Raw genomic sequence first — 14348 nt, 5'->3', positions numbered from 1 at the left:
CACCCCGGATATCGCGATGCTCAATCCCGGCTATGGACGCCTAACGTTGCGTCAGAGAATGAACCGGCTCAGATCGGCATTCTTCGCCAGATCGCCGACGTGCTTCTGCACGTAATCGCCATCGATCGTCAGCGATTCGCCGCTGCGATCGGTGGCCGTGAAAGAGATCTCGTCAAGCACCCGCTCCATCACCGTCTGCAGCCGCCGCGCGCCGATATTCTCCACGCTCGAATTCACCGACACCGCGATATCGGCAATCGCGTCGATCGCCGTATCGGTAAAATTCAGCGTGACGCCTTCGGTGCCCATCAGCGCGACATATTGCTTGATCAGCGATGCTTCGGTGTCAGTCAGGATGCGGCGGAAATCCTCGCGGGTGAGCGCTTTCAGCTCGACCCGGATCGGCAGGCGACCCTGCAGCTCGGGCAGGAGGTCGGACGGCTTCGATACATGGAAGGCGCCCGACGCGATGAACAGGATATGGTCGGTCTTCACCGAGCCATGCTTGGTCGAGACGGTGGTGCCCTCGATCAGCGGCAGCAGATCGCGCTGCACGCCCTCACGCGATACGTCGCCGCCGACACGGCCGTCGCGCGCTGTGATCTTGTCGATTTCGTCAAGGAAGACGATGCCGTTATTCTCAACGGCGCGGATCGCTTCCTGGATCAGCGCGTCGTTGTCGAGCAATTTGTCGGCTTCCTCATTGACGAGGATCTCGTGCGACTCGGCGACCGTAACGCGCCGCGTCTTCGGTTTGCCGCCGAGCTTGCCAAAGATGTCGCCGATCGAGATCGCGCCCATCTGCGCGCCCGGCATGCCGGGAATGTCGAACATCGGCAAGCCGGCGCCGCCGCCGGACGATACCTCGATCTCGATTTCCTTGTCGTTCATTTCGCCGTTGCGCAGCTTGCGGCGGAACGATTCCTTGGTGGCCGGGCTCGCATTCTCGCCGACCAGCGCGTTGACCACACGCTCTTCCGCCGCGGCTTCAGCGCGCGCGATCACATCCTTGCGCTTGCGCTCGCGCGTCTGGACGATGGCAACCTCGACGAGATCGCGCACGATCTGCTCGACGTCGCGGCCAACATAGCCGACCTCGGTGAACTTGGTTGCTTCGATCTTCAGGAACGGCGCACCCGCAAGCTTTGCGAGGCGGCGCGAAATCTCGGTCTTGCCGACACCGGTCGGCCCGATCATCAGGATATTCTTCGGCAGCACTTCCTCGCGCAGCTTTTCGTCAAGCTGCAGCCGCCGCCAGCGATTGCGCAGCGCAATCGCGACGGCGCGCTTGGCGTCATGCTGACCGATGATGTAGCGGTCCAGTTCGGAGACGATCTCGCGCGGGGAAAAGTCAGTCATGTTAACTCGTTTACGGACGGATGGTGACGCATGATAAGGACGCCGTCGGTGTGACCTTCCGGGTGAGGCACTGGACGGAAACCTGCTTTCGTGCAGGCGCGGACGGCGCGACGATTCTCAGGGTCGGGATCGATCGCGATATTAGCATGGCCCTTCTCGCGGAGCATGCGGACAAAAGTCGCGTGTGTTGAGCCGCCGTGTGGCGGGTGCGGTCACGCGGTGAGCGTTTCAACGGTAACACTGCGGTTGGTGTAGACGCAGATGTCGGCGGCGATATCGAGCGATTTGCGGACGATGTCTTCGGCCGAGAGCGGGCCGTCGGCGAGCGCGCGCGCAGCCGCGAGTGCGTAATTGCCGCCCGAGCCGATGCCGGCGATGCCGTTTTCCGGTTCCAGCACGTCGCCGTTGCCGGTCAGCACCAGCGAGGTATTGCTGTCGGCGACGATCATCATGGCCTCGAGCCGGCGCAGATAGCGGTCGGTGCGCCAGTCCTTGGCCAGCTCGACCGCAGCGCGCAGGAGCTGACCCGGATACTGCTCGAGCTTGGTTTCCAGCCGCTCGAACAGGGTGAAGGCGTCCGCGGTCGCACCGGCGAAGCCGCCGATCACGTCACCCTTGCCCAGGCGGCGCACCTTCCTGGCATTGGCCTTGATAATGGTCTGGCCGATCGAGACCTGGCCGTCGCCACCGACGGCCACGATGCCGTTCTTGCGGACAGTCAGGATGGTAGTGCCGTGCCAGACCGGCGACGTTTCAGACGAGGACATGCGGATTAACCCTGTGCGAACGGAGATTTAGGGACGGGAGGGGGCGTTTGCAAATTGGCAGGACGGTCGGTGGCAGAATGTGGGGAGCCCTGTTAAAAGGCCCCAAATTTCCAACCGGAACGCTCGCATCATGCGCAAAGGCCAGGTCACGCGCAAAACCAAGGAAACCGACATCGCGGTCGAGGTCGCGATCGACGGGTCCGGCCGCTCGGATATCTCAACCGGGATCGGTTTCCTCGATCACATGCTCGACCTCCTTGCGCGCCATTCGCGCATGGACCTGACGGTGCGCGCGAAGGGCGACCTCCACATCGACGATCATCACACCACCGAGGATGTCGGTATCGCGCTCGGCCAGGCCGTGAAGCAGGCGCTCGCCGACATGAAGGGCATCACCCGGTACGCCGACGTGCATCTGCCGATGGACGAGGCGCTGACGCGGGTGGCGATCGACGTGTCCGGGCGGCCGTTCCTGGTCTTCAAGGTTGCGTTCGGCCGGGACAAGATCGGCACCTTCGATACCCAGCTTGTGAATGAGTGGTTCCAGGCTTTCGCCATGAATGCCGGGATCACGTTGCACGTCGAAACGTTGTATGGCTCGAACGATCACCATATCTCCGAGTCCTGCTTCAAGGGTCTGGCGCGCGCGCTGCGTGCGGCGTTCGCGATCGATCCGAAGGCGGCAAACGAGATCCCGTCCACCAAGGGCAGCCTGGGCAACTAGTTTGCGCTATCTCCGTCATCCTGAGGTGCGAGCGAAGCGAGCCTCGAAGGATGATCGGGCAATGATCGGGCCGTCGCCCTTCGAGGCCCGCCCACCGGCGGGCACCTCAGGGTGACGGATCAAAGGCCGTTGCAAGGATCAATACTCATGGCCGTATACACCGTCCATCAGCCGCCGCTCGGCAAGGGCGAGAACGCGCCGGACCCGACGCGCTTCACGTTCGTGCGCGACGGATTCTACGTGTGGGGTTTCCTGCTCTCGGTGCTCTGGATGCTGCGGCATCGGCTGTGGCTGGTCGCGGTGCTGTTCGTTGCAGGAACGCTCCTGCTCGATGTCGGCCTGGGCTACGCGGGAGTCAGCAGCGGATGGCGGACGCTGGTGTTTCTTGCGATCGCCTTTCTGGTGGGGATTGAGGGCGCAACGCTGCGCCGCTGGACGTTGAACCGCCGCGGCTGGACCAATGTCGGCGTTGTGGTCGCCGACGATCCGGATGACGCCGAGCGGCGTTTCTTCGTCAACTGGCAGGCGGGCAAGCGTCCGAATGCCGCGCAGCCGCCAGTGCAGTCCGAAAGCGTGGTGCGCGGACCGGTTGCTCCGCAAACCTATGCCCGCCACGAACCGGCCGACGTGATCGGTTCGTTCCCGCAGCCCGAGCGGCGGACATGACAACGGCCATCATCGATTACGGCTCCGGCAATCTTCATTCCGCAGCCAAGGCTTTCGAACGCGCCGCGCGCGAGCATGCGCTGAATGGCGCGGTCGTCGTCACCAGCGATCCGGATGCTGTCGCGCGCGCGGACCGTATCGTGCTGCCCGGTGTCGGCGCCTTCGCCGATTGCCGTCGCGGTCTCGATGCCGTGCCCGGCATGGTCGATGCGCTCAACGAGAATGTACGCAAACGCGGCAAGCCGTTCTTCGGTATCTGCGTCGGTATGCAATTGATGGCGTCGCGTGGGCACGAGAAGGAAGTGATCGAGGGTCTCGGCTGGATTGCGGGCGAGGTCGACCGCATTCATCCGTCCGATCCGTCGCTGAAGATCCCGCATATGGGCTGGAATACGCTGCGGGCTCAGAAACCGCATCCGCTGCTCGACGGTATTGCGACCGGCGATGACGGGCTGCATGCCTATTTCGTCCACTCCTACCAGCTCACGCCGGCGGATCGCGCCGACCTCGTCGCGCAGGCCGAGTATGGCGGGCCGGTCACGGCTATCGTCGGGCGTGACAACATGGTGGGTACGCAATTCCACCCGGAAAAGAGCCAAAAACTCGGGCTTGCGCTGATCGCCAATTTCCTGAAATGGAAGCCGTGAGCGCGCTGATGACGCGGCACCTTCTTAACCTCACCCTGAAGGGGGAGGTCGATCGCGTAGCGGTCGGGAGGGGGTCGGCCTCAGCCTTCAAGGAAATGACCCCCACCCGGCGAGCGATGCTCGCCGACCTCCCCCTTTCAGGGGGAGGTAAGGACCCGCAGCCGTGATCCTCTTTCCCGCCATCGATCTCAAGGACGGCCTCGCCGTTCGCCTCGAACAGGGCGACATGGCGCGCGCGACCGTGTTCAACCGCGACCCCGCCGATCAGGCCTACGCGTTCGAAATTGCCGGCTTCGAATATCTGCACATCGTCGACCTCGATGGCGCATTTGCCGGCAAGCCGGTGAATGGCGGCGCTGTCGATCGCATTCTGGAAGCGACCAATATTCGCGTGCAGCTCGGCGGTGGCATCCGCGACATGGCGACCGTCGCAGGCTGGCTCGACAAGGGCGTCAACCGGGTCATCATCGGTACTGCTGCGGTGCGCGATCCGACGCTCGTGCGCGAGGCGGCGGCCGCATATCCGGGCCGTGTCGCGGTCGGACTGGATGCGCGCGACGGCAAGGTCGCGGTCCAGGGCTGGGCCGAAGCGTCCGAACTCACCGTGCTCGACATCGCCAGGCGCTTCGAGGACGCGGGAGTCAGTGCGATCATCTACACCGACATCTCCCGCGACGGCATGCTGAAGGGCATCAACTGGGACGCGACGATTGCGCTCGCCGATGCGATCTCGATTCCCGTCATTGCGTCGGGGGGGCTCGCGTCGATCGAGGACGTGAAGACGATGCTCGAGCCACGCGCAAAAAGGCTTGAAGGTGCGATTGCGGGACGTGCGATCTATGACGGGCGGCTCAATCCGGCCGAGGCGCTCGCGCTGATCCGCGCGGCGAAAACCGCATGACCTTCAAGGTCCGCATCATTCCCTGCCTCGATGTGAAGGATGGACGCGTTGTCAAAGGCGTGAACTTCGTCGATCTGCGCGATGCCGGCGATCCGGTGGAAGCTGCCATCGCCTACGACGCTGCAGGGGCGGATGAACTGACCTTCCTCGACATCACCGCTAGCCACGAAAACCGCGGCACCATGCTCGATGTGGTGCGGCGTACAGCGGAAGCCTGCTTCATGCCGGTGACGGTCGGCGGCGGTGTGCGAACCGTCGACGACATTCGCGTGCTGCTGCAATCGGGCGCCGACAAGGTTTCGATCAACACCGCGGCCGTGCATCGGCGAGAATTCGTCAGGGAGGCCGCCGAAAAATTCGGCGATCAATGCATCGTGGTCGCGATCGATGCGAAGAAGGTGTCGGCCGAGGGCGAGACCGATCGCTGGGAGATCTTCACGCATGGCGGCCGCAAGCCGACCGGCATCGATGCGGTGGAGTATGCGCAGGAGGTCGTGGCGCTCGGCGCCGGCGAAATCCTGCTGACCTCGATGGACCGCGACGGCACCAAGGCCGGTTTCAACATTCCGCTCACGCGCGCGGTTGCCGATGCGGTGACGGTGCCGGTGATCGCGTCCGGCGGCGCCGGCAATCTCGATCATCTGGTTGAGGGCATTCGCGACGGCCACGCGACCGCGGTGCTGGCAGCCTCGATCTTCCACTTCGGCGAATTCACGATCCGGCAGGCCAAGGAACACATGGCGAAAGCCGGCCTGCCGATGCGGCTCGATCCGTAAAGCCGCCGGAACGCGGTTTCGGCCGGCCGCGTTCGGCTAGTCCACCTTCTCGTTTGGATAGACACCCCAAAGCCGCTCCTGAGGGATCCAGCCCTCGAACTGGTTGCCGTTAACCTTGCACCATTTGCCGTCGCAGCGTTTGACCTGGGCGACGACGCCCGGCTGGAGCTGTGCCGTGACATCGCCGTCGGCCTTGGGGCTGTCGGATACCGCGACCAGCTGATCCTTGTTGCGCGCGGTCACGACGGCGGTCCGGCGTCCGGACAGCAGCGAGTGATAGACCCAGCCCTCGGACCCCTCGGAGTCGCGGATGCGGCGCCAGTTCTCGAACTCGGCGGTAATTTCGACCGGCAGCCCGGACCGCGTGAAAACCCAGCTGACCTCGTGATCCCTGGTCGGGCCGCTTCGCACGTTAACCCGGTCGGATTTCAGGCTCACATAACGCGGCACCGGCAGACCGGAGGCGCTGCCGGATGCAGTTTCGCCAGCGGCGAGCACCTGCGAACACACGGTAGAACTTAGCAAAATTGCGACGAGAGCGATCGGGCTGATGGTTTGTCTTGTTGCGGTCATCTGCTACATGGGAACGAAGACGCCGGTACCGAACGGCGCAGTGTCGGTGAGGCCGGTTAAGGAGGGCTGAACGGCACCGCGCCGCACAATGCCGGACAACGAATTCTGTCCAAGGCTCAGACCCAACCATGTCGAACCGCAAGAAGCCCTTGGTGATCGTGACGCGCAAGCTGCCGGAGCGCGTCGAAACCCGGATGCGCGAATTGTTCGACGCGAGGCTGAACCTCGACGACCATCCGATGTCTCAGGCTGAACTCGCCGAGGCGGCGAAGACGGCCGACGTGCTGGTGCCGACGGTGACCGACCGCATCGATTCGGCGGTGCTGAGCCAGGCCGGACCCAACCTCAAGCTGATCGCGAATTTCGGCAACGGCGTCGACAATATCGACGTGACGACCGCCCTGTCGCGCGGTGTGACCGTGACCAACACGCCGGGCGTGCTCACCGAAGATACCGCCGACATGACCATGGCGCTGATTCTGGCGGTGCCGCGCCGGCTGGTCGAAGGCGCCGAGGTGCTGACCGGCGACAAAGAATGGAGCGGCTGGTCGCCGACCTGGATGCTCGGCCACCGCATCTGGGGCAAGCGGCTCGGCATCATCGGCATGGGCCGGATCGGTCAGGCGGTGGCGCGCCGTGCGCGCGCCTTCGGCTTGCAGATCCACTATCACAATCGCCGCCGCGTCGCGGCGCAGATCGAGGAAGACCTCGGCGCGACCTATTGGGATTCGCTCGACCAGATGCTCGCACGCGTCGACATCGTGTCGGTGAATTGTCCGCACACGCCGGCGACCTTCCATCTGCTGTCGGCGCGCCGGCTGAAGCTGCTGCGTCCCGACGCCTATGTGGTGAACACGGCGCGCGGTGAAGTGATCGACGAGAATGCGCTGATCCGCATGATTTCCGCCGGCGAGATCGCCGGCGCAGGCCTCGATGTGTTCGAGCACGAGCCCGCCGCCAACCCCAAGCTCGTGAAGCTTGCGCGCGACGGCAAGGTCGTGCTGCTGCCGCATATGGGTTCGGCTACGGTCGAAGGCCGCGTCGATATGGGCGAGAAGGTCATCATCAATATCAAGACCTTCATGGACGGGCACAAGCCGCCGGATCGCGTGCTGCCGTCGATGCTGTAACGGCCGCGGCCTTAACCAAGGCCGCACAAGCTGTTCCCGTGTGACGACCGGTCTCTTTATTCCGGATCAAATCCGGGCCTAAAATGTAGAGGTCTATCCTGCGCCGGAGGGCCCGATGCGCGTTCTGTACTCTCTTGCGTTGCTTCCATTCCTGTACGCTCCTGCGAACGCGCAGGCGCTGACGGGAGATCAGATCAAGTCTTCCTTCTTCAACGGCAAGCCGTTTGTCGCGACGTCCACGACGCGGCAGCGCTTCACCATGGTGTTTACGCCGGACGGCAAGGCTACGCGCGAGCCGCTGAAAAAGGCTGGTGAGCCGACCGAAAAGACCGTCGGCACCTGGAAAACCGTGAAGGAAGGTTTCTGCACATCGTGGAAACAGGGTTCGCCCGCGACCTGCTATCGCCTGGTGCCGAATACCAGCGACGATACCAAATGGTCGGTCATGAAGGGCGCGGTCACGGTCGCGAGCTGGACCAAGCCGGCGGAGTGATATCCCTCCGAAACCGGCTTACGGATTTTCGTGAACGGACAGATCCGTGATCGTCGGCGATTTGCCGGACAGCGGATTACCACTGTCCCAGGCATACTCGATCGTTTCGAACCGCATCGTGTGCGTGTCGATCATCAACAGGCGGCCGACCAGCCCCTGACCGAAGCCGACAATTTCGCGGATCGCTTCAAGCGCCATCATCGAACCTGCGATGCCCGGCAGGGCGCCGAGAATGCCGGCCTCGGAACAGGCCGGAATCGATCCCGGCGGCGGTGGTTCCGGAAACAGGCAGCGGAATGTCGGATTGGGTTCTCCTGCTGCGGTGTGTTCATGCGCGCGCAACGTGGTAAGTGCGGCGTCGAAGGTGCCGAGCGTTCCCGTCACCAGAGGCTTCTTCGCGAAAAAGCATGCATCCGACACGAGATAGCGCGTCGCGAAGTTATCCGATCCGTCGATCACGACGTCATATTGCGAGATCAGTTCGATCGCGTTGCCGGCGACGATCCGTACCGCATGGCGTTCGACAGCGACATGCGGATTGAGACGTGCGATTGCGGCTGCGGCGGAATCGACTTTGGCATCGCCGATGTCGTGGGTAGTGTGGACCACCTGACGCTGTAGGTTTGACAGCGAGACCAGATCGTCGTCGACGATCCCGATCGTGCCGATCCCGGCCGCGGCCAGATAGAACAGCACCGGCGCGCCGAGCCCGCCCGCACCGATGACCAGGACGCGCGCGTTCTTGAGCGCGTTCTGTCCAGGTCCGCCGACATCGCGCAACACGATGTGACGGGCGTAGCGCTCCAGTTCTTCCCGGCTCAGCATCGGCCTCACTCCCGCTTCAAGCACATTTTGCGGCCTTAGACATGTTGGCCGTCAAGCCCTTGCGCAATTCCTAATTGCGCGCGCATCATGGATCCAGTGTGCCGGACGGATTGGGGGTTTGGCTGACATGCGTGCGGTCGCGTGGGTTACGGTGGTCACGCTCGCGCTTGCTTCGCAGGCGCTGGCGCAGGCCCAGACTCCGGCCCCGGCGTCCCAGCCGGCCGCCAAGACCAAGGCAAAACCGTCCAAGAAACCTGCCGAGAAGAAGGAGAAGGAGAAGCCAGCCGCACCCGCACCGGCTGCAGCATCGCCTGCCCAGCGTGCGGCCTATGCGGTCCTGCCGGTCGCAGAACGTATTTCGATCCAGTCCGATCTGATCTGGACCGGCGATCTGACCGGCTCGGTCGACCCGGAATTCGGCGATCGTGCGATTGCGGCCGTCCGGTCCTTCCAGCGGCGCAACAAGGCCGAAGAAACCGGCATCCTGACGCCCGAGCAACGGCAATTGCTGGCGGCGTCGATGCGCACGCGCAAGGAGTATAACGGCTGGCGGCTGGTGGAAGACGAGGCGACGCCGGGCGTGCGGCTCGGAGTGCCGGCGAAGCTCGTGCCCAATACCGAGATCGGTGCCCTCGGCAGCCGCTGGTCGTCGGCGCGCGGCGAAATCCAGATCGAGACGTTCCGCGAGAAGATGGCCGGCGCTTCGCTGCAGGATCTGTTCGACGAGATGAAGAAGCGCCCGTCGAACCGGCGCGTGGAACAGGGTTCGATCAACAGCAACGCGTTCTCATTGTCCGGACTGCAGGGACTGAAGAAATTCCATGTGCGCGTCTACATGAAAGACAACGAAGCGCGCGGCATTACCGTGATGTTCGATCAGGCGATGGAAACGATCATGCTGCCGCTGGTCGACATCATTACGAGTTCGTATCTGCCGTTCGGCGATCCGGCGACGGCGTCGTCGTCGCGGCGGGTGAATTACGGCTCGGGGATTGTCGTGTCCTCATCCGGACATGTCGTGACCGAGCGTCAGCTGACGGAGAATTGTCAGGGCATCGTCGTCGCCGGTCTCGGCCGCGCCGACCGGCTTGCGGAGGACGCAGCGTCGGATCTTGCGCTGATCCGCGTGAACGGAGCGCGCAATCTCAGGGCCGTGCCGATTTCCGCGGACCCACCAAAGAGTGTCGAGCTGACGCTGGTCGGCATTGCCGAACCGGATGCGCAGGCCGGCGAGCGCAATGTTTCGACCACGCCGGGAAGACTGCGCGGAATTGACGGCGCGCGTGTTCTGCTCGATGCGCAGCCGCCGCGCGGCTTTGTCGGCGGCGCTGCGATCGACGGCGAAGGCCGGCTCGCGGGCATGATCGATATAGCGTCTGCCGCTGTCGCGGGTCCCGCAACGGGCGCGGGTCAGACCTCGTTCGTGCCGACCGCGACGATCCGCAAGTTCATGGACAGCACGGGCGTCGCTCCGCTCGTCGGCCGTGGCGATGTCGAGACCGCGAAGAATGCGGTGGTGCGGGTGATCTGCGTACGGAAATAAGGGGCAACGATGCCCGACATGTCGCACTCTCCCCTTGAGGGAGAGGGCAACGCGATGCGCACCGCGCCTGCCGCCGCCGAATCGCGGGCGACTATTTGTGTTCGAACTTGGCCGGCCGCTTCTCGACGAACGCGGCCATGCCTTCCTTCTGATCGGCGGTCGCGAACAGCGAATGGAACACGCGGCGTTCGAACAGCACGCCTTCGGCGAGTGTCGTTTCGAACGAACGGTTGACCGCTTCCTTCGCCATCATCGTCGCCGGCAGCGACATTGATGCGATGGTCGTTGCGATCTTCATCGTCTCTTCCATGAGCGATGCCACCGGCACGACCCGCGCAACGAGACCGGAGCGTTCGGCTTCGGCCGCATCCATCATCCGGCCGGTCAGGGTCATTTCCATCGCCTTGGCCTTGCCGATCGCACGCGTCAGCCGCTGCGTGCCGCCGATCCCGGGGATGACGCCGAGCTTGATCTCGGGCTGTCCGAATTTCGCGTTGTCCGCTGCAATGATCATGTCGCATTGCATCGCGAGTTCGCATCCGCCGCCGAGCGCGAAGCCTGCGACCGCGGCAATCACCGGCTTGCGCGCCTTTGCCGCCGCATCCCAGCCGGCGGCAAAGTTGCCCATGAATGTGTCCATGTAATCCTGGCCGGCCATCTCCTTGATGTCGGCGCCGGCAGCGAAAGCCTTGTCCGATCCGGTGATGACAATGCAGCCGATTGCGGGGTCTGCGTCGAATGCGTTGATCGCCGTATTCAGTTCGCCCGCAAGTTCGGAATTGAGCGCATTCAGGGCCTGCGGGCGGTGCAGCCGAACGAGCCCGACCCGGCCATGCGTCTCAACCTGAATGGTATTGTAGCTCATTGTGTCTCACCCGATGTCTTTTGGTCCCGGCTCCGCTCGCTAGCCGAGCGGCTGACAACGCCGGTGCTCTAACCGAATTCAGCGACTGCGGCCAGCAGGCGGTCGATGTCTTCCGGCCGCGACAGCCGATGGTCGCCGTCCTTGACCAGCGTCAGCACCACGTCGTCGCGCGCGATCCGCGATACCAGCGATACGGCATGTTCCCAGGGCACGTCTTCGTCCTGCACGCCCTGCAGGATGCGGACCGGACAGCCGGTTTCGATCAGCCCGCCGAGCAGGAGATGATTGCGTCCCTCTTCGATCAACTGGCGGGTGATGAGATACGGCTCGTCTGAATATTCGGAGGGACGCTGCCATGAGCCCGTCGTTTCGATTTGCTTCCGGATGTCGGGCGTCATGCGCTGCCACATCAATACCTCGGTGAAGTCCACGGCCGGTGCAATCAGCGCGAGGCCGGCAAGCGTACCCTTGCCTGCGAGGCGACCCGCGCGAATGTCGCGCGCGAGCAGAAGCGATATCCATCCACCCATGGACGAACCGATCGCGATCGTCGGTCCGTTGCAGAATTGCGAAAACACCGCCTCGCTTTCCTCGAGCCAGCGGCCGATCGTACCTTCGGCGAAGTCGCCGCCTGATTCGCCGTGGCCGGAATAATCGAATCGGATACAGGGGCGGCCTTGCTCTGCAGCCCAGCGATCGAGGGCTTCCGCTTTGGTGCCTTTCATGTCCGATTTGAAACCGCCGAGCCAGATCAGCGCGGGTCCGCGCCCTTCCCGGCGACGCACGGCAATCGATCGACGCGCGGTGCCTTCACCAACATCGATCGCGGTCAATTCTACGTCACTGATGGCCAAGCCTGTTCTCCATCCTTCTTTTCGCCGCAAAGCGGGATGCAGCCTCGCATCGGGCGACGATATCCTGCAACCCGTTTGCCTCGCGGCTTGAGAGGGCCTATCACGTGTCACGTGTGATCGGTCCCGATCGGCCCGTTTCTGTCCGCGTATCCGCCTGTTGTGCAATCGCAACCCGCGCTGCAGCACGAAACGGAAGGGGTCGAATGTGAATTTGGGTTCTGCGGCGCGAAGGATGGATAATTTCGGTCATGAGATGGCCCTGCCATCCACGCAGAACCGAGGCGTCGTGACGCCACTGCATCCCCTGACCGTTCTGGTCGTGGTGCCGACCTTGCAGGCCGGCGCGGCCGAGATGGGCGCCGTGGACCTCGTGAGAATTCTGACTGCCGCAGGTCATCGGGCTATCGTGCTCTCGCGCGGCGGTCGTCTGGAACCGCGCATCGCTGCAACCGGTGCCGAATTCATCTGCGCCGACGTTGCGAGCAAGAACCCGGCCATCATGGCGCGCAACGCCGCGATGATTTCGCGGATCGTACGCAACAAAAAATGCGACATCATTCATGTTCATGGACGCGCTCCGGCGTGGAGCGCGCTGGTGGCCTCGAAGCTGGCGCGCGTGCCGTTCGTCACCAGCTGGTACAAGGGGTTCCGCGAGCAGAACGCGTTGAAGCGGCTCTATAACAGCGTAATGGCGCGCGGCGATCGCATCATCGCGGTGAGCGATCAACTGGCCGAGATGATCAGCGAACGCTATCGCGTGCCGGCCACGCGAATCGATGTCGTGCCGGCGAGTGTCGATCTCGCGCTGTTCAATCCGGCTCTGATGTCGACCGAGCGCCTTGAGGCGATGCGCCGGATTTTCGGCGTCACCGCGAACGACAGGGTCATTCTCGTCGTGGGGCGGATGCTACGGCGAAAGGGTCATCACGTCGCCGTGGAAGCGGCGCGCCGGCTCAAGGGCATGGGCCTGAAGGATTTCGTGTTCGTCTTCGTGGGCGAGGACAACGGCAACAACCGCTATGCGGGCGAGGTGTGGGATCAGGTGCTCGCAAGCGATCTGACCGATGTCGTGCGCTTGATCGGACCGGTTGACGACATGCCGGCGGCCTATGCCACGGCGTCGGTGGTGGTATCGGCGGCGATCCAGGCCGAGGGCCTGCAGCGGACGATTCTCGAGGCGCAGGCCATGGAGCGTCCGGTCGTGGCCTCCGATCTCGGTGCGGGTCCCGATGCGGTGCTGGCGCCGCCGATAGTTCCGGAGGACCGGATGACCGGCCTTCGCTTCTCGGCCGGCGACGCTGGTGCACTCGCCGCGGCCTTGATCCGCCTGTTTTCGATGCCGGCCGCGCAACAAACGGCAATGGGGCTTCGCGGCCGCCACTGGGTCATCGACCACTTCAATCAGCCGGCCGTGAGCGACCTGACGCTCCGGCTTTACGCCGGGCTGATCCGCGGAAAAAATTCGATCTGATCCTTCGGGATTGGCTCAATTCTGCGGGAATCGGCGATTTCCGGCGGGTTGTGCCGTTGACTTGAACCCGTTTTGTCCCGATCTTCACCCCGTCGGATCGGGCGACGGCTTGGCAAAGCCTTTTTGGCAATTGCCTTGAATGCGCGGCGCCCTCCGCGATTTTACCGCAACAGCTACGGAGATCATCCATTCGTCGTCCCATGAAAGCCGCGCCTCCCGTTCAGAAGGACGGTCCGCGCGTCAACGAAGAGATTCGCCTCCGCGAGGTCCAGCTCATCGACCAGGCCGGTACCAATCTCGGCACGGTCCCTATCCAGGACGCACTCGCCAAAGCATCTGAGGCAGGGCTCGATCTCGTCGAGATTTCCCCCAACGCGTCGCCGCCCGTCTGCAAGATCCTGGACTATGGCAAGTACAAGTTCCAGGCGCAGAAGAAGGCTGCCGAAGCGCGCAAGAAACAGAAGGTGGTCGAGGTCAAGGAAATCAAATTCCGACCGATGATCGACGACCACGACTACGACGTGAAGATGCGCTCAATGAAGCGGTTCTTCGAGGAAGGCGACAAGGTCAAGGTAACGCTGCGTTTCCGCGGCCGCGAAATGGCTCACCAGGAGCTCGGCACCAAGCTTCTCGACCGCGTGAAGGAGGATCTCGCTCCCCTCGCCAAGGTCGAAATGGATGCCCGCTTCGAAGGCCGGCAGATGATCATGATCCTGGCGCCGCGTTGATGCGGCGTCAGTTCCCTCCCTTGCCC

At 63.5% G+C, this 14348-nt stretch carries 16 protein-coding genes; 10 read left to right on the top strand and 6 right to left on the bottom strand.

The window, feature by feature from the left end; genetic code table 11:
- Positions 1–51: 51 nt before the first annotated feature.
- Both hslU and hslV read right to left on the bottom strand, forming a co-directional pair.
- On the bottom strand, positions 52–1359 hold the full coding sequence (hslU, locus tag VNZ93_RS00215) for an ATP-dependent protease ATPase subunit HslU (protein WP_325698352.1): 1308 nt from the start codon (positions 1357–1359) through the stop codon (positions 52–54).
- A gap of 212 nt (positions 1360–1571) precedes the next feature.
- Entirely contained in the window at positions 1572–2126 is a 555-nt protein-coding gene (gene hslV / locus VNZ93_RS00210; RefSeq protein WP_325698349.1) for an ATP-dependent protease subunit HslV, read from the bottom strand.
- Between the two features lie 130 nt (positions 2127–2256).
- Between hslV and hisB the strand changes: the two genes are divergently transcribed.
- From hisB to hisF, 5 genes are all read left to right on the top strand, one after another.
- Positions 2257–2850: an imidazoleglycerol-phosphate dehydratase HisB gene (gene hisB / locus VNZ93_RS00205; RefSeq protein WP_325698347.1), complete on the top strand. Its 594-nt coding sequence runs from the start codon at positions 2257–2259 to the stop codon at positions 2848–2850.
- Between the two features lie 147 nt (positions 2851–2997).
- Positions 2998–3516: a DUF2628 domain-containing protein gene (locus VNZ93_RS00200; protein ID WP_325698344.1), complete on the top strand. Its 519-nt coding sequence runs from the start codon at positions 2998–3000 to the stop codon at positions 3514–3516.
- Entirely contained in the window at positions 3513–4163 is a 651-nt protein-coding gene (gene hisH, locus VNZ93_RS00195) for an imidazole glycerol phosphate synthase subunit HisH (protein ID WP_325698341.1), read from the top strand. Before VNZ93_RS00200 ends, hisH begins: the two co-directional genes overlap by 4 nt.
- A gap of 163 nt (positions 4164–4326) precedes the next feature.
- Positions 4327–5064, top strand: coding sequence for a 1-(5-phosphoribosyl)-5-[(5-phosphoribosylamino)methylideneamino]imidazole-4-carboxamide isomerase (hisA, locus tag VNZ93_RS00190; RefSeq protein ID WP_325698338.1), 738 nt, complete (start codon positions 4327–4329; stop codon positions 5062–5064).
- A complete protein-coding gene (gene hisF / locus VNZ93_RS00185) occupies positions 5061–5840 on the top strand; it encodes an imidazole glycerol phosphate synthase subunit HisF (protein ID WP_325698335.1) in 780 nt (259 codons plus the stop codon). Before hisA ends, hisF begins: the two co-directional genes overlap by 4 nt.
- Positions 5841–5876: 36 nt before the next feature.
- Here the strand turns inward: hisF and VNZ93_RS00180 are convergent, their stop codons facing one another.
- Positions 5877–6413: an SH3 domain-containing protein gene (locus VNZ93_RS00180; RefSeq protein ID WP_325698332.1), complete on the bottom strand. Its 537-nt coding sequence runs from the start codon at positions 6411–6413 to the stop codon at positions 5877–5879.
- 128 nt (positions 6414–6541) lie between these two features.
- On the opposite strand from VNZ93_RS00180, the gene VNZ93_RS00175 reads away from it, so the two are divergent.
- Complete coding sequence (locus tag VNZ93_RS00175) at positions 6542–7543, top strand: D-glycerate dehydrogenase (protein ID WP_325698329.1); 1002 nt, start codon at positions 6542–6544, stop codon at positions 7541–7543.
- Positions 7544–7658: 115 nt separating this feature from the next.
- Positions 7659–8036 carry a hypothetical protein gene (locus VNZ93_RS00170; RefSeq protein WP_325698326.1) on the top strand — a complete coding sequence of 126 codons (378 nt, stop codon included), beginning with the start codon at positions 7659–7661 and terminating at the stop codon, positions 8034–8036.
- 18 nt (positions 8037–8054) lie between these two features.
- Here VNZ93_RS00170 and VNZ93_RS00165 read toward each other — a convergent pair whose 3' ends face one another.
- A complete protein-coding gene (locus tag VNZ93_RS00165) occupies positions 8055–8861 on the bottom strand; it encodes a molybdopterin-synthase adenylyltransferase MoeB (RefSeq protein ID WP_325698323.1) in 807 nt (268 codons plus the stop codon).
- 127 nt (positions 8862–8988) lie between these two features.
- Between VNZ93_RS00165 and VNZ93_RS00160 the strand changes: the two genes are divergently transcribed.
- Positions 8989–10404 carry a serine protease gene (locus VNZ93_RS00160; RefSeq protein WP_325698394.1) on the top strand — a complete coding sequence of 472 codons (1416 nt, stop codon included), beginning with the start codon at positions 8989–8991 and terminating at the stop codon, positions 10402–10404.
- 91 nt (positions 10405–10495) lie between these two features.
- On the opposite strand, the gene VNZ93_RS00155 is transcribed toward VNZ93_RS00160, so the two are convergent.
- Both VNZ93_RS00155 and VNZ93_RS00150 read right to left on the bottom strand, forming a co-directional pair.
- A complete protein-coding gene (locus VNZ93_RS00155) occupies positions 10496–11269 on the bottom strand; it encodes an enoyl-CoA hydratase (RefSeq protein WP_325698320.1) in 774 nt (257 codons plus the stop codon).
- A 68-nt stretch (positions 11270–11337) separates the two neighbouring features.
- Positions 11338–12123 (bottom strand): alpha/beta hydrolase, encoded by a 786-nt coding sequence (locus VNZ93_RS00150; RefSeq protein ID WP_325698317.1) that lies wholly within the window; start codon positions 12121–12123, stop codon positions 11338–11340.
- 232 nt (positions 12124–12355) lie between these two features.
- On the opposite strand from VNZ93_RS00150, the gene VNZ93_RS00145 reads away from it, so the two are divergent.
- Together VNZ93_RS00145 and infC are read left to right on the top strand one after the other, a co-directional pair.
- Positions 12356–13594, top strand: coding sequence for a glycosyltransferase family 4 protein (locus VNZ93_RS00145; protein WP_325698315.1), 1239 nt, complete (start codon positions 12356–12358; stop codon positions 13592–13594).
- Positions 13595–13782: 188 nt separating this feature from the next.
- Complete coding sequence (infC, locus tag VNZ93_RS00140) at positions 13783–14322, top strand: translation initiation factor IF-3 (protein WP_325698391.1); 540 nt, start codon at positions 13783–13785, stop codon at positions 14320–14322.
- Positions 14323–14348 lie beyond the last annotated feature (26 nt).

The sequence above is a fragment of the Pseudorhodoplanes sp. genome, from assembly GCF_035565795.1.
Lineage (GTDB): Bacteria > Pseudomonadota > Alphaproteobacteria > Rhizobiales > Xanthobacteraceae > Pseudorhodoplanes.
Note: the sequence above shows the minus strand (reverse complement) of the source record. Positions and strands in the feature narration are given on the sequence as shown.